This is a genomic window from Desulfovibrio sp. SGI.133 (assembly GCF_050313955.1).
Taxonomy (GTDB): Bacteria; Desulfobacterota; Desulfovibrionia; order Desulfovibrionales; family Desulfovibrionaceae; genus Desulfovibrio.
Map to the genome: position 1 here is coordinate 1 of NZ_JBNPMK010000006.1, position 23,508 is coordinate 23,508.

Sequence of the window (23,508 nt, forward strand, 5' to 3'; positions counted from 1 at the left end):
ACCTTTTCGACCCCACCGTCAAGCATTTTTCCGCAAAAAATTTTGTCATCTTACGAAATATTAGTCGAATTTTACACTTAACCATTTATAAAAATAAGACAAATTACTTTTTTGTGCACACTATATTTCTACTCTCAAAACTCTGCTCTCAGCTGTACAGCAACTCAAAATGAGGCCGGCCTGATTTTGTTCCTTTTACGTTATAATAATCAGCCATCAGTAACTGCCATAATCCATATCTTTTTTCTCTCTACGCCCGGCTGCAAAGACGGACCCTCTGCATCTTCCCAAAACAGACATTTTCCTTTCCCTCTGCCAGAAAAAAAATCCGCACCAGGCAAGGGCCTCTACCGAAGGCTATCCCGTTCAACAGACTCAACGCAGGGAAATCAGCAATGACCGACAAAAAACAAAAAGGCCCCGTATGGGGCCTTTGTATTTATTTCGCACAGTGGCACTACTTGAAAAGCTCGCGCTCCTGCACTTTGGCTTTATCCGTGCGGTCTTCCACGTCGACCCCCTTGGGCGGCGTGAACTGGAAGGTGGAACTTCCCAGCATGACGTCCGGAATGAACTTGGTGAAATTCACATCATTATGGTTACCGTAGAAGTCCACCAGATCCACGCGACGGATAAAGGTCTGTGCATCCACCCAGATCAGGGCTTCGACCATCTGGGGCGTCGGATCCTTGGGGTACAGGCGGATCTTCCGCATCCCATTCTCCGAACCTTCTTCCTTGATGTCAAAATCCTTGCTCAACGCGGCCTGGCCGGTCAGCACCTGGATGATGCTGCGGGAATCCTGCACCAGATCGTGAGGATAGCGATAGGCCACCTCCTCTTCCGGGATGTAATCCCAGATTTCCTTGCCCGTGACCACAAGGGTCTCCTTGATGGGCTTCTTCGTCTCCCAGCGGATGAGCAAGGGCTTTTTGAAGTGCAAGGTCCCGTAACGAGTCTCTACAGCCCCGCTTTCCTTATGAGTAAGCTTTTGTTCGAACTCGGCGGAAAAAGACTGCAAAGTGTCATAACGCTGCTTGAGGTCCCCTACGAGATCGGCGGCCTGCGCCCATGAGGCAAGCGCCAGCAGGGATACGGCACCAAGCACCAGAGATTTGATCATGCGCATTGTTACCTCCTATTTGACCACGGCTCGCGGCTTGCTGCCGTCAGCGGGGCCAATGATACCGTCGGCCTCCAGCTGTTCCACCATATTGGCGGCCCTGTTGAAGCCGATCTTGAAGCGTCGCTGGATCAGGGAAATGGACACCCTGCCCTGTTCGGTCACAAAAGCCTGAACCTCCGCGTACAGGGGATCCGAAGCCACATCCCCTGCGCCGCTGCCGCCACCACTGCCACCGGCCGCACCGTCAGCGTTCCAGTCCGCAAAGCTGACTTTGTAGCTGGGCACAAGGTGATGCTTCCAGTAGCCGACGACGTTCTGTACTTCCTCATCGCTCAGGAAGGGACCGTGCAGACGCTGCAAGCGACCGCCGCTGGGCTTGAACAGCATATCGCCGCGGCCCAGCAGGTGCTCGGCACCGGCCTGGTCCAGGATGGTACGCGAATCATGCCGCGACGTGACCTGGAACGAGATGCGGCAGGGGAAGTTTGCCTTGATCAGGCCGGTCACCACATCCACGCTGGGGCGCTGGGTGGCCAGGATCATGTGGATGCCCGCGGCACGGGCCAGCTGGGCCAGACGCACGATGCTGGTCTCCACCTCGCGGGCAGCCGTCATCATAAGGTCAGCCAGTTCGTCGATGACGATGACCAGATAGGGCAAGGGCTCCAGATCGGCCAAATCCGGCGGGAGCTGACCGTTGTAGCTGGCCAGGCGCTGATTATAGGAGGCCACGTTGCGTACGCCCATGCGGGCCATGGCCTCATAGCGCTGGTCCATCTCATGCACGGCCCAGTCAAGAGCGTTTTTGGCCTCGCTCATCTCCGTCACCACCGGATGGATCAGATGCGGCTCATCGGCGTACATGGCCATTTCGATGCGTTTAGGGTCCACCAGGAGCAGACGCATCTCTTCAGGCTGCGTACGGTACAGCAGGCTAAGCAGGATACCATTGAGGCAGACGCTCTTGCCCGCACCGGTGGCACCGGCCACCAGCAAATGCGGCATCCTGGTCAGGTCCGCCATAAAGGGACGTCCGGCGATGTCCTTGCCCAGGATCATGGTCAGGGGCCCGCAGCCCTTGCGGAAATCTTCCGATGAGGCCAGCTCTCTGAAATTGACGATCTCCCGGTCATCATTGGGGATCTCGATACCCACGGTATCCGATCCGGGGATCGGGGCCTGGATACGCACGGCGATGGCTTTGAGGGCCAGGGCCAGATCGTCGCTGAGATTGGCGATACGGTTGACGCGGATACCGGGAGCCGGACGCACCTCGTACATGGTGACCACAGGCCCGGGCGTGATGCGGACGAGCTCGCTCTGGATATCGAAATCCTTCAGGCATTCCATCAGCGCCTTGCCGCGGGCTTCCAGATCCTCCCGGCGCACACGGGGGGCATCCTTGGAGGGCAGGCTCAGCAGATCGAGACTGGGCAAAGGAATGGGCGCACGGGGACGCTTTTCCTGCGGGGCAGGCGCCGTCGACCGGGGAGCAGATGCTGCAGGAGCCGCCGGAGCGGCCTTGGGGGCTGCAGCAGCATCCTGCTTTGCAGGAGCTGGTTCAGCAGAGGCGGACGCGGTAGCATCCTGCCCGCTGCTTTCCTGTGCCGAAGCCTCTTTCGCGGCAATGTCACCGGCGGCGGAGTCATCCTCAGTAGCCGGGACGACGGAAGGCGTCTCTACGATGACCGGACGGGGAGCCGCCGGCGCAAAAAAGTCATCATCGTCATCAGGCCCGGAGACGGGCGTGGCAACCGGCGCATGCTCCCTGACGGGAGCGGCAGGCGCAGCAGGCTGGGCGACCTCCTCGGGCTCTACAGGATAGATCTCCGGCATGGGCTCCTTGGCGGGACGGATATTGCCCAGCTTATCACGCAGGGCTCGCCAGAAATCGGATCCCTTGCCCGGCGTCTTCTGCTTCAGACCGGCGAGGATACGCTTATGGAAAGGCAGGGAGGCAAGCTCCTGACCGTGAGTAACGATCTCGGGCTTGTGCTCTTCTTCCTGTTTTTTCTGCAGGATACGCTCGCGGATGCGGGCCATGCACAGAGCCCCTACAGAGAACCAGGAGAAGTTGAAGGTCAGCTGGACGCCGACCAGAAAAATGAAGAACCAGACCAGCCCCGAGCCCCCGGGGCTCAGGTAATAGCTGGAATTGGAGTGCAGGGTGCCGCCGATCATCCCACCACCGGCGATATCGCCAAGGGACAGATCCCATGCGGCCCCCACGACCAGCAGGCAGATGGTGAGCAAAAAAAGGCCGCACCAGCGCCACCAGCTGATGGTATACGCGGGGGAGACACAGGACGCGCCCAGGGCCCCGAAGACCAGAGGCCAGATATAGGCGCCTATGCCAAAAACATCATTGAGGAAGCCGGCAGTATAGGCACCAAAAAGTCCCGCCTGGTTGCTGACTTCAGCCTGCCTGCTGACCACATGGTTGAGGCTGGGGTCATTGGCACTGAAAGTCACCACACTGAGCAGCATCAGCAGTGCCCAGAAAAGCAGGAAAAGCCCAAAAAGTTCGCGGCTGAACTTGCGTGCGTCCGTATGTCTACCCTCGCGTATCTTGCAAAAAGGCCTATTCGCGGCCCAGGTATTCCTTGGTACGGGTATCGACCTTGATGCGGTCACCTTCGTTCACGAAGATAGGCACCTGCACCACGATACCGGTCTCCAGCTTGGCGGGCTTGGTCACGTTGCTCACGGTGTCGCCCTTGGCGCCGGGTTCGGTCTCCACCACTTCGAGCACCAGGCTCAGCGGGATATCGATATCCAGGGGATTGCCCTTGTACAGGAGCACGCGGCATTCCTGGCCGTCCTTGAGGAAGCCTTCCTTGCCACCGGTGGTGGAGGTGGAGACCTGAAGCTGTTCGTAGGTGGTCATATCCATGAAGATCAGCTCGTCGTCCTGGCGATACAGGAACTGCATGTCGCGGGTCTCCATGTCGGGCTTGCCCACCTTTTCGCCGGAACGGAAGGTGATGTCCTGGATGCGTCCCGTCAGGATGTTGCGCAGCTTGGTGCGGACCATGGCACCGCCCTTGCCGGGCTTGAAGTGCTGGAAGTCAACAATTTCGTAGGGGATGCCTTCCACCTCGATCTTGAGGCCCTTGCGAAAATCAGTCGTCGAATACATTCTTCCTCCTGCTGCCGTGCACGTGGCCTTTTTCCGGCCATTTGCAAAAAAAACGCGCTACGGCTAGTATACGCTTAGTGAATTGCGGATTATTGTGAAAATACCCCTTACTGTCAAGCTGTGCCTGAGGTCCACACCATGCCGACGCTTACCCTAGAAAGCACCGTCTACACCCTCCAGCAACTTCTGGATGTCCCGGAAGCCCAGGTAGCCCTGGCCGGCCGTTCCAACGTGGGCAAGTCCTCGCTCATCAACGCTCTGGCCGTGCGCAAAAAGCTCGCCAAGGTCAGCGCCACGCCGGGCAAGACCCGCTCCATCAATTTTTACCGGGTACAGCCCCACAACTTTTTTCTGGTAGACCTGCCGGGCTACGGCTATGCCCGGGCCAGTCACAGCGAACGCCGCAGCTGGGCGACCCTGCTGGAAAAATATCTTTCTACCTGCAAGAACCTGCGCGCTTTGGCCCTGCTTCTGGACAGCCGTCTGCCCCCCCAGAAACTGGACCTGGATCTAGCCGGATTCGCCCGTTCCTGCGGGCTTCCCCTGCTGCCCATCCTGACCAAGGCCGACAAGTGCAACCAGCGGGAACGTGCGGCACGCCAGGCGGAATGGGGCGAGATCGTCGGCGTCAAACCGGTCATCACCTCTTCCAGCAAGCGCATGGGCATGGATGCCTTGTGGCAGCGCCTTATCGAAGCTTCGGGCTGCGCGCCGGTCATCCTTGAAGAAGAGCCCACCCAGCCCGTGACGGCATCGCTGGCCGAAGCTCTTGCCCGGACGACCGCCGGAACGGAAGAAAAGGCCTAGAGACCCTTTGAAGCCCAAAGCCTTCCTTTGGGCCGCAAAAAGAACTTCTTTCTCAGGTCCCATCCTCTGGTGAAAGGCCTCCGTCCCAAGAAGAGGTACTTTTCCTGAACGGGACGACAAACATCGCTTCACTAAAAAAGAGGCAGGAAAATGTCCATGCATCTTCCTGCCTCTTTCCTTTCGCTCATTACTCACCTAGCGGGCGGCTTCCGTCCTGGGCGGTTCCAGATGGATAAGGATGCGCCCCAGCAGCGGCAGACGTTCGCGCAGCTCTTTCTCCAGACGAACCGTCAGCTGATGGGCTTCTTCCACGCTCAGCTCATGCCGGACGCAGCAGTGGAAAGAGATACACAATCCGTACACCGGCAAGGTGTAGGCATGATAGCCGTGGGCGCAGCACAGCAGGGGTTCGCGACCAACGGCCTGCTCTACTTCCTTCCAGGCCAGCTCCGCCACGGCGGTCTGGGCAGGAGCTGCTTCTTCCTGGACGTCTCCCCGTTCTTCAGGATCGATGTGGGTAACGATCCCGGCCTGCGGCAGAGCAGAATGCAACGCCTCTTCAAAGGCACGGACCCGTTTGTGGGCCTCGCAGAACGCTTCCTGTCCCGGCACTTCCACATGGACCTCCACAAGCGTCCCCGCCCCGCTGCGCAGGATCTGGACATCATGGATGGCCAGCCCCTGGATGGAGGCCACCCGCTGCACCACAGTAAAAGGATCTTCCTTCTGGCCGGAACGCACAGGCTCCACGTGGACCGTGACATCCGCGCCGGGCAAGATGGCATCCACAGCTAGTTCGGCATCATGGGCGATCTTGTGCCCTTCGCTGACGCGTATGGCCGGGTCGACCCCCACGGTCAGATCCACAAAATAATGCGGACCGCTGGAACGCAAACGCACACGTTGCACGTCCTGGACGCCCGGCAGATGCTTCACTGCCTCACAGATGGCCTGCTGTTCTTCCGTAGAACCGCTGTCCATGAGCATATTGATGGCTTCCCGGGCCATATGGAGACTAGCCCGGAAAATAATCAGCGCCACCAGGAGGGCGGCAACGGTATCCGCCTGCACCAGGACCTTGTGTACCGGTTCAGGCAGCTGCAGCTTGGCGGCCAGCCAGACGGCCCCTACCCCCACGAGGACGACAGCAGAAGACAGGATATCTGTCGAAAAATGCAGGGCGTCGGCTTCCAGTGCCTGGCTCCGTGTCTCCTTGGCGACTTTTTTCAGCACCCTCACCCGGTTCACGTCGATCACGATGGAAATACCCATCACGATGATGCCCCAGATGGAAGGGGCTACCGGCGTATCGCCCGAGAGCAGACGACCTGCACCTTCATAGACGACCCAGACGCAGATAACGAACAACAGCACTGTCTCGCCCAGTGCCGACAGGTTCTCAACTTTGCCATGCCCGTAAGGATGCCGGGCATCCGCAGGACGGGAGGAGAGCCGGACGGCATACAGGGTCATGGCCGCCGCCAGCAGGTCAAGCCCGCTGTGCAATGCCTCGGAAAGGATCCCCAGGCTGTTGGTATAGATACCTACAGCCAGCTTGATGGCTGTAAGCAGGCAGGCCGCCAGCAGGGATACCAGAGCAGCCCTGTTCTTGGCCTGACTGTGTTCCTCATTCATCGTCATTCCATCCTTGTCTTCATGCGGTAGAGCGTCCCCAAGCCAGGCCGGAAGCTCCTGCAGCACAGTCATGCGCCGGTCTCCTTAGTACCGGTGCGCATCCCGGAAAGCGGGAGTGGAAGTCATTTTCCCTGCAGAACAAAAAAGCCCCGAGCGGGGCTTTTTTGTTCTTACAGCCAGGTGAACCAGTTTCGCCAGCTGCCCTGCCGCTTTTCGCGGGTCAGGCGGCCTTGTTCTTCCTTGTAGTAGTGGTATGCCGCCAAGGACTTTTCCTTGGCATGCGAGGCTACTTCGGGAACATCCGGGAAGTTCTCGCTCACATATTCATAGCGCCGCCAGGCAGGACCATACTTTTCCATATGCCAGAACACGTCGGCGATATAGAGTTCATGCTCGGCCATCAGGCGGCGGCAGGTATGCATCTTTTCCCCAGCATCCTTGGCATAGGGAGAATCAGGATAGACCTGCTGCAACCGTGCGAAGTATTCGTGGGCTTCCTGCAGGATCGTCGTTGCCCGGTCGATGGACCGGAACTGCTTCATGAGCGACATGCCCGTCTGATAGATGACGTAGGGGGTCGCCTCATGCCGCGGGTGCAGCGACTCGAAATCCTTGTATGTTTCCGCAGCCAGCACATATTCCTCATCGAGGTAATAGGCATCGGCCAGGGCCAGCTCCGCGTCGACCGTATAGGGGCTGAAGGGATAGGTATCCCGCAGCTTGTTGTACAGTTCGACCGCGCGCACATAATTCTTTTCGCTCATGGCGTCATTGCCGGCTTCGAATATCTCCTGCGCTGTATCCTCGGCCGGAGGCAGGTAGATCATATCGATGATGCCGCAGCCAGACAGCGAAAAGATGGCCAAAGCCAGAGTCAGAGAGCGAAGATAGTTTTTAAACATGGAGCTGTTCCAGGAAGACGAAAGCTGCCTGCGCAGCAGTTGCACCGTCACCGGCGGCAGTTATGACCTGACGGCACAGCTTCGAACGCACGTCACCGGCGGCAAAAATACCGGGGATGCTGGTCCGCATTTCCGTATCCGTCACAATGAAGCCCTGGGCATCACGTTCCAGCGCGGCGGGCAGGTACGCCGTTGCCGGCTCAAAACCGACATAGATGAACAGCCCTTCGACGGAGATCTGACGGATCTCGTCCGTCTTCAGATCCCTGACACTCAGGGAGGTCAGGGCGTTTTCTCCATGGAGGGCGGTCACGACGCTGCTGCGCACCAGCTCCACCTTGTCCGGCATGGATTCCAGCTTGTCCTGATAGATCTTCGCCCCGCGGAACTCGTCACGGCGATGGATCAGATAGACTTTGGAAGCCAGCTTGGCCAGATAAAGGGATTCTTCCAGCGCAGCATTGCCGCCGCCGACGACGGCGACCGGCGCATTGCGGAAGAAGTTGCCGTCGCACAGGGCGCAATACGAAACCCCACGACCCTGCAGACGCTTTTCATCAGCAAGCCCCAGCTCGCGATGATGTGCGCCGGAACACACGATGACCGTCCGGCAGCTGTGCTCCTTGCCACCGGCCTGCACGACGAAATTGCCGGCCTCGCCGCTGACGCTTTCCACAGCATCCCGGCTGTGCGTCACCGACAAGCCTTCCAGATGGGCGGCAAACAGGTCGGCCAGCTCGTAGCCCTTGATACCCTTGGGATACCCGGGGTAGTTCTCCAGGGCCTCGGTCTGCAGGATCTGTCCTCCGGCTGCCATCTTCTCAAAAAGGATGACGGAGCAGCCGGAACGGACGAGATACAGCGCCGCCGTCACCCCGGCAGGGCCACTGCCTATGACTGCAGCATCGAAGGAGCTCATGCCAGGGCCTTGGTCTGCAGGATGTTGACGATGGCGTCCTTATTGACGGCACCGGTCACCTGGTCGATGGCCTGGCCATTCTTGAACAGCATCAGAGTCGGGATGGCGCGGATACCGAATTTGGTGGGCGTCGCCGGGTTTTCGTCAACATTCATCTTGACGATGCGGACCTTGCCTTCGTACTCGGCAGCCAGTTCATCGATGATGGGGCCCACAGCGCGGCAGGGACCGCACCAAGGGGCCCAGAAGTCCAGCAGGACAGGGATATTGGAATTCAGGACAACGCTATCGAAAGTGGCATCAGAAATCTGTTCGGCCATAGTGTCTCTCCTTAAAAAATAAGCAAATTCCCGTCACAAACGGACGGATCCCGCCATCGCAGATGAGCTGCCACGGCTGCCAAAAGATTAGTTGCCTCAACCGCCACTGTCAAGACGGTGACACAAAAACGGTGACAAATATCTAGAGTTCCCGAAAAAACATATCGTCCGGGATCGCCTTGCCCCGCGGGATGGTCTCCATGCGCAGATCGTGCTGCCAGCCTTCCCTGGCGATGAGCCAGGAGGCATAGGCCACCATGGCGGCGTTGTCCGTGCACAGGGCACGGCCGGGCATGATGGTATGTCCGCCCCGTTTTTCCATCAGCTGTGCCATACGCTCACGCAGCAGACTGTTGGCGGCAACGCCTCCGGCCATGATCAGCAGATCCAGATCGGGGTTGGCGGCAAGCGCCCGCTCCACCTTGGTGGCGATGGTCTCCACCACGGCCAGATTGAAAGAGGCGCAGCAGTCCTTCAAAGCCTGGGGGGCATCTGCCGTATCCTGCAAGGGATGCGGCCAGGGCTGGTCAGGCAGCACCTGGTGCACATAGCTGGTCACAGCGGTCTTCAGGCCGCTGAAGCTGAAATCCAGGTTGTCGTTATCCAGATACGGACGCGGGAACAGACGGGCATCCGCCCTGCCCTGCCGGGCCAGGGCATCCATCAGTTTGCCGCCGGGATAGGCCAGCCCCAGGATCTTTCCGACCTTATCAAAGGCCTCACCTGCCGCGTCATCCAGTGTCTTGCCCAGGACGATGCAACGGGAAGGCGATTCCATGCGATAGATATGCGTATGCCCGCCGGAGACCAGCAATCCCAGCGCGGGGAAGCGCAGTTCGTTCTCCAACCCTGCGGCCAGCAGATGCGCATGCAGGTGATTGACCCCCAAAAAGCGGGCTCCGCACCCCAGCGCCAGCGCCTTGGCAAAGGCAACGCCTACCAGCAGGCTGCCCAGCAGGCCGGGCCCCCGGGAGACCGCCACCACATCCAGATCGGACGGACGCAGGTCAAGGCGCTGCATGAGTTGGTCGAACAGCGTCCCCAGATAGCGGTAATGCTCGCGGGAAGCCAGTTCAGGGACGACACCCCCGAACAGGGCATGGATATCAGCCTGGCTGGCCAGGACGGCATCCAGCAGGACACCGTCCCGGACCACCGCCAGTGCGGTTTCATCACAGGAACTTTCAATGCCGAGGCACAGCAAGGTCTTCTCCCACTCGGACTAGTCCGGATACTTGGCGTAGATGGCCTCCACAGCCTCCACGTCACGGGCCGAACCGATGTACAGGGGCGTACGTGCGTGCAGGGTCTCGGGGCGACGCTCAAGGATACGGCGACGACCGTCGCTGGCCTTGCCGCCGGCCTGCTCGGCCAGGAATGCCAGAGGGGCGGCTTCACACATCATGCGCAGTTTACCGTTGGGCTTGTTTTTGTCCGGCGGATAGAGATAGATGCCGCCGTACAGCAGCGTGCGGTGGAAGTCAGCCACCAGCGAGCCCACATACCGGGCGGAATAATCCTTGCCTTCCGGGCTCTTGCAGGTATGGAACCATTCGACGGCCTCACGCGCGGGCTCGTCCCAGTTGTTCCGGTTGCCTTCATTGACGGAATAGATGTGCCCCTGCTCCGGAATGCGCATATCAGGATGGGAAAGCAGGAATTCCCCGACGCCGGGGTCCAGCGTGAAGCCGTGCACCCCCTGACCGGTGCTGAACACCAGCATGGTGGACGGACCGTACAGGATATAGCCCGCGGCCACCTGCTGGATGCCGGGCTGCAGAACTTCATCCAGGGAGACTTCACCGGTGCTGCCGGCAGGACGGCGCAGGATAGAAAAGATGGTGCCCACGTTGATGTTGACATCGATATTGGACGAACCATCCAGCGGATCGAAGATCAAGATATAATCGCCGCGCGGGAATTCCGGGCCCACGCGCACCAGTTCCGGCTCTTCCTCGGATCCCATGGCGCACAGGGCACCACAGCGTTCCATACGGTAGAGAAGGATGCGGTTGGCGATGCTGTCCATCTTCTGCACGTTCTCGCCCTGGACGTTCACCTCGCCTGTGCCGCCGAGAATATCCAGCAGGCCGGCTTTGTTGATACGCCGGGAGATGGTCTTCCCGGACAGGATCAGGTCATACAAAAGACCGGTGAACTGGCCGGTAGCCTGGGGAGAGCGTTTTTGATGCAGCAGAAGATGTTCGGTAACGGTAATGTCGGCCATGAAAAGCCTCCTTACACTGGATATGAAAGCGTGTGCGCCGCCGAAGCGGCGCACACTGCGTGATTGCTGTCAATGACTACCTGGGACCGAAGGGGCTGGGACGCCCGCCAGGCAGCAGGGCCGGGCGTCTGGGCTCTGAAGGCTCTTCAGCTGCCGGTGTCGCTGCAGGCTCGGCAGCAGGTTCTGCCGCAGGAACTGCCGTCTCTGCCGGGGCCGCAGCAGGCGTTTCGGAAGCTGCGGGCTTGGCAGCAGCCGGAGCCGCGGGAGCAGCCGTTTCTGCTGCGGGCGCCGTATCAGCGGCGGACTCAGCCGGAGCTGTCGGGGCAGCCGTATCCGCTTCGCCCTGCTCGGCTGCCGGCTTGGCGCCGCCCCGAGGACCAAAGGGACTGGGCATGCGCACCTGCGGCGCGGGCGCGGTCTCTTCAGGCAGTTCGGGCACCGTGAGCGCCTCATCGGGGATCACGATCCGTCTGCGCGGACGCGGCTTCACGTTCTCGCCGGCCAGCGGCCGTTCACGCACACGGGAAGGTGCCGGAGCACTTTCTTGCGGCGGCTGGACGATGTTGGCACCAGGGGCCACATCCTGCGGCGGCATGCCGCCGGCATCACCGTAGCTGTCAACGGCATCCTCGGAAGCACCAAAGGCAGGCGTCGTCTTGCTGCTGTCTTTCTTGCGTTCGGGCATGGGCGGCGGCGGAAGTTTTTCCCTTTCCTTGGGGAAGAAGGGCAGGCCCTGGTCCACGCTGCCGTTCCCCTGCGGGAAGGTACCGGATTCCGGCACGGCAAAGACCAGCGGCAGATTGCCCAGATAGCGCACCATGTAATAGAAGCTCCCCGTCGCGTTGGTGCAGGTGCCGGAAGAGCTTTTGGCAACGGTCTCTTCCCAGTTCACCGAAGCGAGCGGGGTCGCCGCATAGTCATACTTGCCGGGCCAGAGCAGCGCCTGAGGGCTGAGGATGACCATGTCCTGGGGGTTGCCGGAATACTGCACCAGGTTGCGCATGTCAAAATAGGCCACGACGATGCCGAGGAAATCCACGCCATCGTACAGGGGGGCAGCCAACATGACTTCCGGCCCCATGGGGGTCTGCTGCACATCGGCACGCAGGGCGCGGCTGCCCTGCTTCTTGTCTTCATACAGCAGCGGGATGAAATCCAGCTGCTTCAAAGGATTGGCAGGCTCCTGCCCCAGCAGGGTCCCGTCATATTTGACGCCGGCAAAACCGTCCAGCCAGGGGTGGGCGGCAAAGAGACTGTCCAACCACTGGCGCGTCGGCGGTTTGTCCGCATTGAGCATGGTCCGCTCAAAGCGGCCCAGCTCCACATCCAGCCCCATCATGCAATTGGTGAGCGCCAGCGCACGCGGGGAAAGATCTCCTTTTTCACCATAATCCACAGATGCAGGAGGGCTGACATAGGTATACCAGACATCCTTTGTACCCTTCCAGACATTCTTGGTGGGCTGATAGGAACTGCAGCCTGCCACCATGGCGGCAGAGGCAAGCAGTACACAACAACGCCTAAACAAATGGGACACCACGCACTCCTGCTTCTTAACTCTGGGCCCTGGCTTCCACGCGTTCGGCCAGGGCTTCCAGCATACTGATGAGTTTGTCCTTGCCTGCGGCCATGTCTGGCGAAGGCGGAACGAGATCTTCCGCAGCAGCGCCCTCAAGCTGAGTGCGCAGCATGGCGATACGCTGCTGCAGGACTTCCTGTTCGGGAGAGCCGGCGGCGGCCGCAGCCAGCTCGGTATAAATATCTAAAGCGCCCTGAAGATCCCCCTGCTCGGCCAGGACTTCCGCCATGGACCGGGTACGCAGGGAAAGAGGCCTGTCCGGAGCCGTTTGCGACAGAGGATGCTCCTGACTGTCCCGCTCCACAGCAAAGGGAGCAGACATGTTTTCATCCGCCATCCCGGCATCGGAAGGCATGGCCGCAGGCATAGCGGCACCATGCACCGGCGCGTCCATGTCCTCAGGGCCCATGACAGCGAGGTCAGCCAGGGCCTTGCCGCGCGGCAGGTCGCTGCTTTGAGCCTCCTGCATGAAGGAACGCAGGCCCCGCTCAAACACTTCGTTCAGGTTCAGCGGACGGCTTGCGAAACTAGCCGCCAGAAAGCGTAGCGCCGTCGCCACATCCCCGCAGCCACTGCCGAGCATGCTGGCCGCCCAGGCCTGCCAGAAGCCGGGATAGGAGGCAAAAAGCTGCCCCAGTTCCGTCACCTCTGCCACGCAGGCTTCAGGCTGTCCGTGATGGTAGAGCTGCTCGATATAAAAGAGCCGGGCTTCAAGAAATTCGGGATGGCGCTCCAGGCCCCGGCGCAGGGTCTCCAGAGCGGCTTCAGGCTGCCCATCTTCCACCAGAAGGCGAGCCAGAGGGAAAAACAGCTTGGAGCTGGGTTCCAGCTCCAGCACTTCCCTGTACCATTCAATTTTGTCCATCATGCGTGGCCGCCCCGCTCTCCCGGTTTTCGGAGGAATCACCAAAAAGGTACAGCACTTCGTTCTCGTGAACGTAGTGCAGCCTCTGGCGTATCATTTTTTCGACATAGCGCTCATCCGTCTGGAGCAGACGGATATCCCGGCTCAATGAGCGGTTCTCCGCATCAATGCTGGCGATCTCGGCCTCGATGGCCGCATGTTTCTGCTTGAGCTCACGATAAGCGATAAGCCCTTCAGATCCCCAGATCATGTGGCAAAAAATGATGAGGTTGATCCCCCACACAGCCACGAGAACTATGACCCGCCAAGCTACCATCTTATTGCAAGACCCGCCGTTGTTTCTGCCAGGTACGCCGGGAGAGCCCCAGCTCTTCCAGAAAAGTCGCTGTGGCGGATTCTAGGCGCTCCACGTCATCCTCTCCAAGACGCATCTGCTCGACACTATCCAAAAAACGCCGTAATGCCATGAATTCTTCAACAAAATAGCGATCGGAGAGATCAGCACCGATCTGTGGCTCCAGCTCAAGGATGGTCTGGATGCAGTTTTTCAGCCGTAACTGCAGGGTACTCATCTTATTCGGCAGCGTTTTTTGCGGCGATCTTGCGGTAGAAACCGTAACAGTAATTCACACAGGATACCACGGACATGATGAGCGCCAGATAAAGGATGACTTCCCCGATGGGCCACAAGCGCACGCCCCAGTAAGGATAGTGCAGCAGCATGGGGATGATGGCCGCGATCTGCAGGACGGTCTTGAGCTTCCCGTACCTGTCGGCAGCGAGGACGATCCCTTCATCGATGGCGATGGCGCGCAGCCCCGTGACCACCAGCTCACGGCAGACGATCAGGATGACGACCCACGCTTCAGCCCAGCCGAGGGTGCAGAACATGATGAGCACGGAGCAGATGAGGACCTTGTCCGCCAGGGGATCAAGGAACTTGCCCATGCTGGTGACCATGTTGTTGCGCCGGGCCACGTAACCGTCGGCCCAGTCCGTGATGGAAGCGGCAATGAATGCCAGCGCGGCCAGCACACAGGTCACCGGGCCCTGGAAATACAGCAGCACGATGACGAGCGGGACCAGCAGCATGCGCAACAGCGTCAGTTTATTCGCAAGATTGAACATATTCTCACCGACCGGGAAACAGGACTACATGAAAACGGGTATCACAAACGCGCCCCCGAGAAAAGGAAAAAACGCGCAGGTATCCTGAGGGGGTGGACGAGCCACCCCCCAAAGAGCTCCTAGCTCTTGCTGACCAGCTTCGCGGCGCCGCTGTCGGCAGCCTGGGCGATGGCGTCAGCCAGATGCAGGAAGGCCTGCTTGGCAGGGCAATCCTGTTCAAGATAGACCACGGGCACGCCCCGGTCGGCGGCCACCACGGTGGCCGGATCCAGCGGGATGGCACCCAGGAAGGGGATCCCGTAATGCTTGGCAAGCTCTTCACCGCCGCCCTTCTTGAACAGGTCGATTTCCTGATGGCAATGGGGGCAGACCAGGCCGCTCATGTTTTCCACCACGCCCAGGACCTTGCCTTCGGCGACCTGCAGGAAGTTGACGGCCTTGCGCACGTCGGCCAGGGAGATTTCCTGCGGGGTGGTCACTGTGACGCTCTGGGCGTCGGTGATGGTCTTGAGGATGGTCATATGTTCGTCACCGGTTCCTGGAGGGGAGTCGATGAGCAGGAAATCCAGCGGGCCCCAGGCCACGTCGGAGAGAAACTGGCGGATGGCGGCCGTCTTTTTGGGGCCGCGCCACAGGATGGCCTGGTCACGATCCTGCAGGAAGGAATCCATGGAAATGACTGCCAGGTTTTCATTGTACATGGCAGGGATGAGTTCGTTTTTCTCATTCATTTCGATGGTAGCCTTCAGACCCAGCAGGTTGGGCACGCTGGGGCCGTGCATGTCCACGTCCAGAATGCCGACCTTGAATCCGCGATGGGCCAGGGCCGCGGCGGTATTGACGGTGACGGAGCTTTTACCTACGCCACCCTTGCCGCTCATGACAAAGATCTTGTGCCGGATGTGGGCCAGGCGGTCGGCAATGATCTGGTCTTGCCGGGCCATGGCCGATTCCATGCAACCGGCGCCGCCGGGGTTACCCTTGGAAGAGCAGCCCGACGCAGAGGAACAGGAAGAACAGGAAGACATGATATCTCCTTTACAGGGTATGACAACAGGCGGGCTTACCAACCATGGTCGCCCACCAGATCCACAAAGACGGCAGGGCCCAGGTCCTCGCTGCAAAGCCGTCCCTGACGGCGCATGATGCGCATCAGACGTTGCGTGCGGGGCCGTGCCCCCACCGGGATCAGCATGATGCCGTCCACGGCAAGCTGTTCCAGCAGGGGGCGGGGGATCTGGGGACCTCCGGCAGTGACGATGATGCGGTCGAACGGGGCGGCGGCAGGCATGCCCAGCGTTCCATCGCTTCGTTGCATGTGAATAGCGCGAAGATCGAGCTGCTGCAAGAGGCTCCGGGCCGATTGGTACAGCTCTTTGAGGCGCTCCACGGTATAGACCGTGCAGCCCATGGCGGCCAGCACCGCCGCCTGGTAGCCGGAACCGGTGCCGACCTCCAGCACGCGCATGCCGGGCGAAGTCTCCAGCATCTGAGACATGAGGGCCACCGTGGACGGCTGGGATATGGTCTGCCCGTAGCCGATGGGCAGCGGACAGTCCTCATAGGCCCGCGAGCGCAGCCCCTCGGGCACGAAAAGATGCCGGGGGACCCGCGACATGGCATCAAGGACGCGTCCGTCCGTTATGCCCCTGGCGGCCAGCTCCCGGACCATGCGCAGACGCAGGCGTCTGGGATCTATCACGGTACCTCTTGCCATCATGCTCATTTTGTCCTTTGCGTATGGCGAAGAAAGAACAAATTTTGCCCCCCAAGTCAAATGCCGCCAAAGCGGGGCCTATTCCTTGAAAACTCCCCTGAAACGTGCAACACTCCCGCTTGTATGAGAAAGGAGTCTCCATGCGCAAAAAAAATTTCTTCTCCACTATCCTGAGCCTGCTCATCCTGATCGCGCTGATTGCCTGTGGGTACATCTTTTTCAAGGATATGGACGGTCCGTCCATCGCCATCGTGCCCGATACCGGACGGGTCTCTCCCCACACGCCCCTGCAGATAACGCTGGCGGACCCTTCGAACATCCGCTCCATCTCGGTGGGCGTGCGCCGCAACAATGTGGTCACCCCCATTTTCCAGCGACATTTCGAAGAATACCTGCCCCAGCGTACTGTCGAGGTTTCGCTGAAGAATGCCGGCCTGCGTGAAGGTGCATTCGAGCTGGAGATCAAGGCGACGGACGCCTCCCTGGCGGGCTTTGGCCAGGGCAACACCCGGACGGAAGTGCTGGCCATGCGTCTGGACACCCAGCCGCCGCGCATCTCCGTGAAGACCTTGCCGCCCAGCGTGCGCCGCGGCGGTGCCGCCGCCATCCGCTATACCATCGACGAAGAAGTCACCCAGAGCGGTGTGCTGGTGGCGGGATATTTCGTCCCCGGCTTCCTGCAGAAGGACGGCAGTTATATCTGCTTCTTCCCCTTCCCCTACACCATGACCGCTGTGGAATACAAAAATGCCGTGGAGCTGACCGCTACGGACATGGCCGGCAACGTGACCCGCAGCCGTTTGGGCCTGCTGGCCTACGAACGCAATTTTAAGAGCGACACCATCAGCATCTCGGACAACTTCCTGGCCAGCGTCAACAGCAAGCTGGGCTATCTGGCCCCCAACGCCGCCAACCAACTGGAAGGATACCTTTATATCAACAACCAGGTCCGCGCGGCCAATGTCGAGACCCTGCGTGCCCTGCGCAAGGACACCGCAGCGGCCATGCTCTGGGACGGGACGTTCCAGCGCCTGCCCCGCTCCGCGGCCCGTGCCGGTTTTGGCGATCACCGCTACTTCACCTATCAGGGCAAGCAGGTGGGCGAATCCTACCATCTGGGCTTTGACCTGGCCTCGGTCCGCAATGCCGAAGTCCCCGCAGCCAATAGCGGCCGTGTGGTCTTCACCGGTGAGCTTGGCATTTACGGCAACCTCATCGTCATTGACCACGGTCTGGGTCTCATGTCCCTCTACTCCCATCTGAGCGAAATCCACGTCAAGGTGGGTGATGTGGTCCAGAAGGGTGCCATCATCGCCAAGACGGGAAGCACCGGCCTGGCCTTCGGCGACCACCTGCACTTCGGCATGCTGGTCGGTGGCGTGGAAGTCACCCCGTTGGAATGGATAGATCCCAAGTGGATCAAGGATAACATCACCGGACGCCTGAACGCCCAGTAAGGCTCGCAAAGCCATCCCGCAAGGGATGGCTTTTTTTATGCCTGCATGGATGTCGAGCTGTTTTGGAGCACCAGAAACTTCTTGTCTTATGAAATATTTTATGTAATAAGGATTGCCGCTTTTTCTCATTTATCCACAGGAGATTCCATGGAACGTACTTTTTGCATCATCAAACCCGATGCCGTTGCCCGTAACCTGCAGGGTGAGATCCTTGCCATGATCCAGGCCGCCGGTCTGCGCGTCGTGGCCATGAAGCAGATCCGCATGACCCGCCAGCAGGCCGAAGGCTTTTATGCCGTGCACAAGGAACGGCCTTTCTTTGCCAGCCTGACGGAATACATGAGCTCCGGCCCTGTGGTTTGCGCCATTTTAGAAGGTGACAAGGCCATCTCCCGCTATCGGGAACTGATGGGCGCCACCAATCCTGCCAATGCGGCGGAAGGCACCATCCGCAAAAAGTACGCCGAAAGCATCGAGGCCAATTCCGTGCACGGCTCTGACGCGCCGGAAACTGCCGCTTACGAAATGGCCTACTTCTTCAATGCCCTGGAGATCACCGGCTAAGCATCTTTGGTTGCCGTTTGGCCCCCGGTCCTCGGCGGATCGGGGGCTTTTTTGTTTTTCTCCCCTGCTCTGCGACCTTGCGGGCTGCCGGGGCCTCGGCTATTGGTGATATGCCCATTCTTCCTTATGCAAAATTTTTTGGAGGGACCATGCCCGTTGCCATCATCACCGGCGGTGCCGCCGGTATAGGACGTCACCTGTGCGCAGGATTTGCCCGCAAGGGGTATGTGGTCGCAGCTCTGGACATCCAACCCATGAGCAGCCCCCACCCGGACATTCACTGTTTTTCCTGTGATCTTCGCGATGAAGCTGCCATCACCTCTGTTTTTCATACCATCGCCCAGACGCTCGGCACTCCTCGCGTCCTCATCAACAACGGAGCCGTCAGTCGTTTCCAGAAGCCCTTCCCCCTGCTGGAAGCCAAGGAATTCGATGACGTCCTGGGGACCAATCTGCGCGGCGCCTTCCTCTGCTGCCGGGAATTTGTCCGCCTTTGCCGGGGAACAGGCTATGGACGCATCATCAACATCGCCTCCACGCGCTACCAGCAGAATGAATGCGGCTGGGAAGCCTACGGCGCCTCCAAGGGCGGTCTGGTCTCCCTGACCGCCAGCCTGTGCGTGTCGCTGCACGGCACGGGCATCACCGTCAATGCCGTCAGCCCGGGATGGATACAGGTGGACGATTACGACAGCCTGAGCCCCTGCGACCACAGCCAGCACCCGTCGGGACGTGTGGGGAAGCCGGAAGATGTTTTCAATGCCTGTCTGTTCCTGGCAAGGGAGGAGAACGGCTTCGTCAATGGCGTCAATCTGCCGGTGGACGGCGGCATGACCAGACGCATGATCTATCCCGAGACTGATCCCCTCTGGACCGAATAAGCGGAAGGGCCTCTTCCTTTTTGCCGCCCCTCCTGATATGAGGCCCGGATGACATACGAAAGGGCACGCTGTCTGCCCTGCGGCGCCACCGCGGCACGGATACCGGCCGCGTAAGGCGCGGAACCCGCCTGCCCGATGGCAGGAAGAACAAAGGATATATGATGATAGCCGAGAGAGTACGCGGCATCACGCCGTTTCTGGCCATGGAAGTGCTGGAACGCGCCCAGAAGCTCGAACGGGAGGGTGCTTCCATCATCCACCTGGAACTGGGCGAACCCGATTTCGATACGCCCGAGTGCATCCGTCAGGCTGCCTTCAAGGCCCTGGACGAAGGGCAGACTCACTACACCCACTCCCTGGGCGATGTGGAGCTGCGCGAGCATCTGTGCGCCTATTACAAGCGGCGCTATGGTGTCAGCCTGCATCCCGACCAGGTGCTGATTTTCCCCGGTTCTTCCCCGGCCATGATGGTCCTTTTCTCCGCCCTGCTCGATCCGGGCGACGAAGTCATCCTCTCCAATCCCGGCTATGCCTGCTACCCCAACTTCGTGCGCTATGCGGGCGGGGTGCCCGTCTGGACGCTGACCCATGAGGAAGAAGGCTTCCAGTTCCGTCCCGAAGACGTGGCCAAACAGATCACGCCGCGCACCCGGGCCGTGCTCATCAACTCCCCCTGCAACCCCACGGGCATCGTGCTGGAGCCGGAGCGCATGCGCGCCCTGGCCGAACTGGGCCCCATGATCGTTTCCGACGAGATCTATCACGGCCTGACCTACGGGGATGCGGAAGAGCACTCCATCCTGGAGTACACGGACAATGCCGTGGTCATCGGCGGTTTTTCCAAGGCCTACGCCATGACCGGCTGGCGCCTGGGCTACCTCATCGTGCCCCGCGATCTCGTGCGCCCCATGCAGGCCCTGATGCAGAACTTCTTCCTGTCCACCAATTCTGCGGTGCAAAAAGCCGGTATCGCGGCCCTGACCTGTGCCGATGAAGACGTGGCCCGCATGCATGCCACCTACGACGAACGCCGCCGCTTCCTGCTGGGCGAACTGAAGCGCCTGGGCTTCAACATCCCCGTGGAGCCCATGGGGGCGTTCTACATGCTGATCAATGCCCGCCATCTGGGCAGCAGCTCCATGGAACTGGCCTTCGACCTGCTGGAAAAAGCCCATATCGGTATCACCCCCGGTATCGACTTCGGCAGCCAGACCGAAGGGTTCCTGCGCCTTTCCTACGCCAATTCCATCGACAATCTGGCCGAAGCCATGCGTCGGCTGGAAGCCTATATCCGCCAGCGCTAGCACTTTGGATGAAGCAGGGGAAGGAGAGTCCTTTCCCCTGCTTCGTCCCTGCATGTCCCGCTCCTTCCTCCCATGTCGTCACCGTGCCGGTCCTGACAGGATACGGCTTTTTTCTGCGCCCTGCCCTTCCCCGCGCCATTGCCCGAAGCCTTGCGCAGCACATTTTTCGGCATCTTTTTTCTTTGCGAGCGGGGGAAGATATGCTAACCTCGAATACCCCCGACAGGGGAATCAAAGGGGAGGCACTATGGCCGAAGCGCCGATCATCGATATCGTCAATCTGGAAAAACGTTACCGCAGCAAAAATACGGATGTTTTTGCCCTGCAGGGCATCAATCTTGCCATCAACAAAGGGGACATCTTCGGTGTCATCGGCAAGAGTGGTGCCGGCAAGAGCACGCTCGTCCGCTGCATCAACATGCTGGAACGTCCCACGGGCGGTTCCATCTTTTTTGAAGGCAAGGACATGTGCCGTCTGTCGGAGAGCGAGCTGCGCGCTGCCCGGCGTTCCATGGGCATGATCTTCCAGCAGTTCAACCTGCTCATGCAGCGCACGGCGCGCCAGAATGTCTGTTTTCCTCTGGAGCTCATCGGCATGGACAAGGCCCAGGCCCGCAAGCGTGCTGAAGAGTTGCTGGATCTGGTGGGCCTTGCCAACCGCATGGATTCCTATCCTTCGCAGCTCTCCGGCGGTCAGAAGCAGCGCGTGGCCATCGCCCGTGCCCTGGCCACCAATCCGCAGGTGCTGCTCTGCGACGAAGCCACGTCCGCCCTTGACCCGGCCACCACGGACTCCATCCTGTCCCTCATCAAGGACATCAACAGGGATCTCGGCATCACGGCGGTCATCATCACCCACGAGATGAGCGTCATCGAAAAAATTTGCAGCCATGTGGCCATCATCAACCGCGGCAAGATCGTGGAGCACGGCGAAGTGGAAGAGGTATTCTTCCACCCGCGCACCGAGGCCGCACGCCGCCTGGTCATGCCTGAGGCCCTGCAGAACTTGCCTCAGGAGAACCTCTACCGCCTGATCTTCAACGGCCGTTCCTCCTTCGAGCCCGTCATCGCCAATATGGTGCTGGAATGCCACTGCCCCGTGAACATCATGTATGCCGATACCCGCGACATCGGCGGTATCGCCTTTGGTCAGATGGTGTTGCAGCTGCCCGAATGTCCGGAATCGCGCCGGAGCATCCTGGAATTCGCCAAATCCAGGAACATCCTGCTGGAGGAAATGAAGCATGTTTGATCAGGCCACTGTGGAAATGCTCATGGAAGGGGTGGTGGACACCCTGTACATGACCATCGTCTCCACGTTTTTTTCCTATGTCTTCGGCATCGTCATGGCCGTCGTCCTGGTCATCTGCCGCAAAGACGGTATCCGTCCCAATCCCGTGGTCTACAGCGTGCTGGATGTGGTGGTGAACCTGACCCGTTCCTTCCCCTTCCTGATCCTGATGATCGCCGTCATCCCCTTCACCCGCTACATCGTGGGGACCACCATCGGCAACAACGCCACAGTCGTGCCTCTGGTCATCGCCGCGGCGCCCTTCGTGGCCCGTCTCATCGAGTCCTCCCTGCTGGAAGTGGATAACGGTGTGGTGGAAGCCGCCCAGAGCATGGGGGCCTCCACCTGGCAGATCATCACCAAGGTGCTGTTGCCCGAGGCCATGCCCTCGCTCATCAACGGCAGTGCCGTGGCGGCCATCACCATCCTGGGCTACTCCGCCATGTCCGGCGCCGTCGGTGGCGGCGGTCTGGGCAAGCTGGCCATCATGTACGGGTACAACCGCTATCAGACCGATATCATGATCGCCACGGTGATCCTGCTCATCATCATCGTGCAGATCTTCCAGAGCTTCGGCAACTGGGCCACCCGACGCAGCGACAAACGCGGGTCTTAATCCGCTTTTTCTATCACCCTTTCCCCGAGGTTTTTCCCATGAAAAAACTTCTGCTGACGCTGGCCGCCATGCTGGCCGCCGGTACTCTGGTTTGCCATGCCCAGGCCGCTACCACCGTGAAGGTGGGCGCCTCTCCCACGCCGCATGCCGAGATCCTGAATGCCGCCAAAGACATGCTCAAGGCTGAAGGCATCAATCTGGAGATCATCGAATATTCCGACTATGTACAGCCCAACGTGGCTCTGGACAGCAAGGATCTGGACGCCAACTACTTCCAGCACAAGCCCTATCTGGACGACTTCAACGCCCAGAAAGGCACCAAGCTGTCCTCCATGGGCGGCGTGCACTATGAGCCCTTCGGCATCTATGCCGGCAAGAGCAAGAGCCTGAAGGACCTCAAGAAGGGGGCCATCGTGGCCGTGCCCAATGACGCCACCAACGAAGGCCGCGCCCTCCTGCTCATGCAGGACCAGGGCCTCATCACCCTCAAGGACGGTGTGGGCCTGACCGCCACCGTGCGCGACATCAAGGACAACCCCAAGAAGCTCCGCATCGAAGAGATCGAAGCCGCCCAGCTGGTGCGCGCCCTGCCTGACGTGGACATCGCCATCATCAACGGCAACTATGCCATCCTCGGCGGCCTGAAGGTGGCCAATGCCCTGGCTGTGGAAGCTGCCGACTCCGCCGCTGCCACCACCTACGCCAACATCCTGGCCATCCGCACCGGCGATGAAAAGCGTCCTGAACTGCAGGCTCTGTACAAGGCCCTGTGCAGCGACAAGATCAAGGAATTCATGAAGACCAAGTACGAAGGCGCCGTGCTGGCCACCCACTAGGCCAGGACCGCAACGTCATCTATGAAGGCCCCCTCCTTGGGGGCCTTTTTCATGGCTCCACGTTTCCGTAGTGTTGCCCGAAGATATTGCGGATAGGCAAGGCACCTGCCGTCCGCGACATCAAGACAACAGTCAGCTTTTCATCCGCGGATGCTCTTCCTGCCGCTCTCCAGCTTATGCGTGCAATTCCCGGAG

General features: G+C 59.9%; 24 protein-coding genes. 8 read left to right on the forward strand and 16 right to left on the reverse strand.

What is annotated here, in order from left to right:
* Positions 1–457 precede the first annotated feature (457 nt).
* From lolA to efp, 3 genes are all read right to left on the reverse strand, one after another.
* A complete protein-coding gene (lolA, locus tag ACQRBR_RS08480) occupies positions 458–1,129 on the reverse strand; it encodes an outer membrane lipoprotein chaperone LolA (RefSeq protein WP_168935789.1) in 672 nt (223 codons plus the stop codon).
* 9 nt (positions 1,130–1,138) lie between these two features.
* On the reverse strand, positions 1,139–3,613 hold the full coding sequence (locus ACQRBR_RS08485; RefSeq protein WP_427812766.1) for a DNA translocase FtsK: 2,475 nt from the start codon (positions 3,611–3,613) through the stop codon (positions 1,139–1,141).
* Between the two features lie 94 nt (positions 3,614–3,707).
* A complete protein-coding gene (gene efp, locus ACQRBR_RS08490; protein ID WP_006005390.1) occupies positions 3,708–4,265 on the reverse strand; it encodes an elongation factor P in 558 nt (185 codons plus the stop codon).
* 138 nt (positions 4,266–4,403) lie between these two features.
* Between efp and yihA the strand changes: the two genes are divergently transcribed.
* Complete coding sequence (yihA, locus tag ACQRBR_RS08495; protein ID WP_303881020.1) at positions 4,404–5,072, forward strand: ribosome biogenesis GTP-binding protein YihA/YsxC; 669 nt, start codon at positions 4,404–4,406, stop codon at positions 5,070–5,072.
* A gap of 195 nt (positions 5,073–5,267) precedes the next feature.
* On the opposite strand, the gene ACQRBR_RS08500 is transcribed toward yihA, so the two are convergent.
* The 13 genes from ACQRBR_RS08500 to ACQRBR_RS08560 form a co-directional block, all read right to left on the reverse strand.
* Entirely contained in the window at positions 5,268–6,779 is a 1,512-nt protein-coding gene (locus tag ACQRBR_RS08500; protein ID WP_427812767.1) for a cation diffusion facilitator family transporter, read from the reverse strand.
* Between the two features lie 98 nt (positions 6,780–6,877).
* On the reverse strand, positions 6,878–7,609 hold the full coding sequence (locus ACQRBR_RS08505; protein WP_204625564.1) for an outer membrane protein assembly factor BamD: 732 nt from the start codon (positions 7,607–7,609) through the stop codon (positions 6,878–6,880).
* Positions 7,602–8,528, reverse strand: coding sequence for a thioredoxin-disulfide reductase (gene trxB, locus ACQRBR_RS08510; protein ID WP_427812768.1), 927 nt, complete (start codon positions 8,526–8,528; stop codon positions 7,602–7,604). Before trxB ends, ACQRBR_RS08505 begins: the two co-directional genes overlap by 8 nt.
* Positions 8,525–8,848, reverse strand: a complete 324-nt coding sequence (gene trxA / locus ACQRBR_RS08515; protein WP_427812769.1) for a thioredoxin — start codon at positions 8,846–8,848, stop codon at positions 8,525–8,527. The genes trxB and trxA overlap by 4 nt, the downstream gene beginning before the upstream one ends.
* Positions 8,849–8,990: 142 nt before the next feature.
* Complete coding sequence (gene tsaD, locus ACQRBR_RS08520) at positions 8,991–10,052, reverse strand: tRNA (adenosine(37)-N6)-threonylcarbamoyltransferase complex transferase subunit TsaD (protein ID WP_168935784.1); 1,062 nt, start codon at positions 10,050–10,052, stop codon at positions 8,991–8,993.
* Between the two features lie 18 nt (positions 10,053–10,070).
* The gene (gene fbp / locus ACQRBR_RS08525; RefSeq protein WP_303881014.1) at positions 10,071–11,075 is read right to left on the reverse strand and encodes a class 1 fructose-bisphosphatase; all 1,005 of its coding nucleotides are present in this window, start codon (positions 11,073–11,075) and stop codon (positions 10,071–10,073) included.
* 76 nt (positions 11,076–11,151) lie between these two features.
* Positions 11,152–12,612 carry a hypothetical protein gene (locus tag ACQRBR_RS08530; protein WP_427812770.1) on the reverse strand — a complete coding sequence of 487 codons (1,461 nt, stop codon included), beginning with the start codon at positions 12,610–12,612 and terminating at the stop codon, positions 11,152–11,154.
* A gap of 16 nt (positions 12,613–12,628) precedes the next feature.
* Positions 12,629–13,522, reverse strand: a complete 894-nt coding sequence (locus ACQRBR_RS08535) for a tetratricopeptide repeat protein (RefSeq protein WP_427812771.1) — start codon at positions 13,520–13,522, stop codon at positions 12,629–12,631.
* A complete protein-coding gene (locus ACQRBR_RS08540; protein ID WP_006005369.1) occupies positions 13,506–13,835 on the reverse strand; it encodes an FtsB family cell division protein in 330 nt (109 codons plus the stop codon). Before ACQRBR_RS08540 ends, ACQRBR_RS08535 begins: the two co-directional genes overlap by 17 nt.
* A gap of 1 nt (position 13,836) precedes the next feature.
* On the reverse strand, positions 13,837–14,091 hold the full coding sequence (locus ACQRBR_RS08545; RefSeq protein WP_006005367.1) for a hypothetical protein: 255 nt from the start codon (positions 14,089–14,091) through the stop codon (positions 13,837–13,839).
* 1 nt (position 14,092) lies between these two features.
* The gene (gene pgsA, locus ACQRBR_RS08550; protein WP_006005365.1) at positions 14,093–14,647 is read right to left on the reverse strand and encodes a CDP-diacylglycerol--glycerol-3-phosphate 3-phosphatidyltransferase; all 555 of its coding nucleotides are present in this window, start codon (positions 14,645–14,647) and stop codon (positions 14,093–14,095) included.
* A gap of 119 nt (positions 14,648–14,766) precedes the next feature.
* Positions 14,767–15,675 (reverse strand): Mrp/NBP35 family ATP-binding protein, encoded by a 909-nt coding sequence (locus tag ACQRBR_RS08555; RefSeq protein ID WP_040369252.1) that lies wholly within the window; start codon positions 15,673–15,675, stop codon positions 14,767–14,769.
* Positions 15,676–15,710: 35 nt separating this feature from the next.
* Positions 15,711–16,349: a protein-L-isoaspartate(D-aspartate) O-methyltransferase gene (locus tag ACQRBR_RS08560; protein WP_427812772.1), complete on the reverse strand. Its 639-nt coding sequence runs from the start codon at positions 16,347–16,349 to the stop codon at positions 15,711–15,713.
* A 155-nt stretch (positions 16,350–16,504) separates the two neighbouring features.
* Here ACQRBR_RS08560 and ACQRBR_RS08565 point away from each other — a divergent pair, with 155 nt between their 5' ends.
* The 7 genes from ACQRBR_RS08565 (at position 16,505) to ACQRBR_RS08595 (ending at position 23,313) form a co-directional block, all read left to right on the forward strand.
* Complete coding sequence (locus ACQRBR_RS08565) at positions 16,505–17,821, forward strand: M23 family metallopeptidase (protein WP_303881007.1); 1,317 nt, start codon at positions 16,505–16,507, stop codon at positions 17,819–17,821.
* Positions 17,822–17,968: 147 nt separating this feature from the next.
* Positions 17,969–18,385: a nucleoside-diphosphate kinase gene (ndk, locus tag ACQRBR_RS08570; protein WP_006005360.1), complete on the forward strand. Its 417-nt coding sequence runs from the start codon at positions 17,969–17,971 to the stop codon at positions 18,383–18,385.
* A gap of 149 nt (positions 18,386–18,534) precedes the next feature.
* Positions 18,535–19,266 carry an SDR family NAD(P)-dependent oxidoreductase gene (locus ACQRBR_RS08575; RefSeq protein WP_427812773.1) on the forward strand — a complete coding sequence of 244 codons (732 nt, stop codon included), beginning with the start codon at positions 18,535–18,537 and terminating at the stop codon, positions 19,264–19,266.
* Between the two features lie 161 nt (positions 19,267–19,427).
* Entirely contained in the window at positions 19,428–20,570 is a 1,143-nt protein-coding gene (locus tag ACQRBR_RS08580) for a pyridoxal phosphate-dependent aminotransferase (RefSeq protein ID WP_300645681.1), read from the forward strand.
* A 247-nt stretch (positions 20,571–20,817) separates the two neighbouring features.
* Complete coding sequence (locus ACQRBR_RS08585) at positions 20,818–21,822, forward strand: methionine ABC transporter ATP-binding protein (RefSeq protein ID WP_303881001.1); 1,005 nt, start codon at positions 20,818–20,820, stop codon at positions 21,820–21,822.
* Positions 21,815–22,477 carry a methionine ABC transporter permease gene (locus ACQRBR_RS08590; protein WP_168935775.1) on the forward strand — a complete coding sequence of 221 codons (663 nt, stop codon included), beginning with the start codon at positions 21,815–21,817 and terminating at the stop codon, positions 22,475–22,477. The genes ACQRBR_RS08585 and ACQRBR_RS08590 overlap by 8 nt, the downstream gene beginning before the upstream one ends.
* 38 nt (positions 22,478–22,515) lie before the next feature.
* Positions 22,516–23,313: a MetQ/NlpA family ABC transporter substrate-binding protein gene (locus ACQRBR_RS08595; protein WP_303880999.1), complete on the forward strand. Its 798-nt coding sequence runs from the start codon at positions 22,516–22,518 to the stop codon at positions 23,311–23,313.
* Positions 23,314–23,508 lie beyond the last annotated feature (195 nt).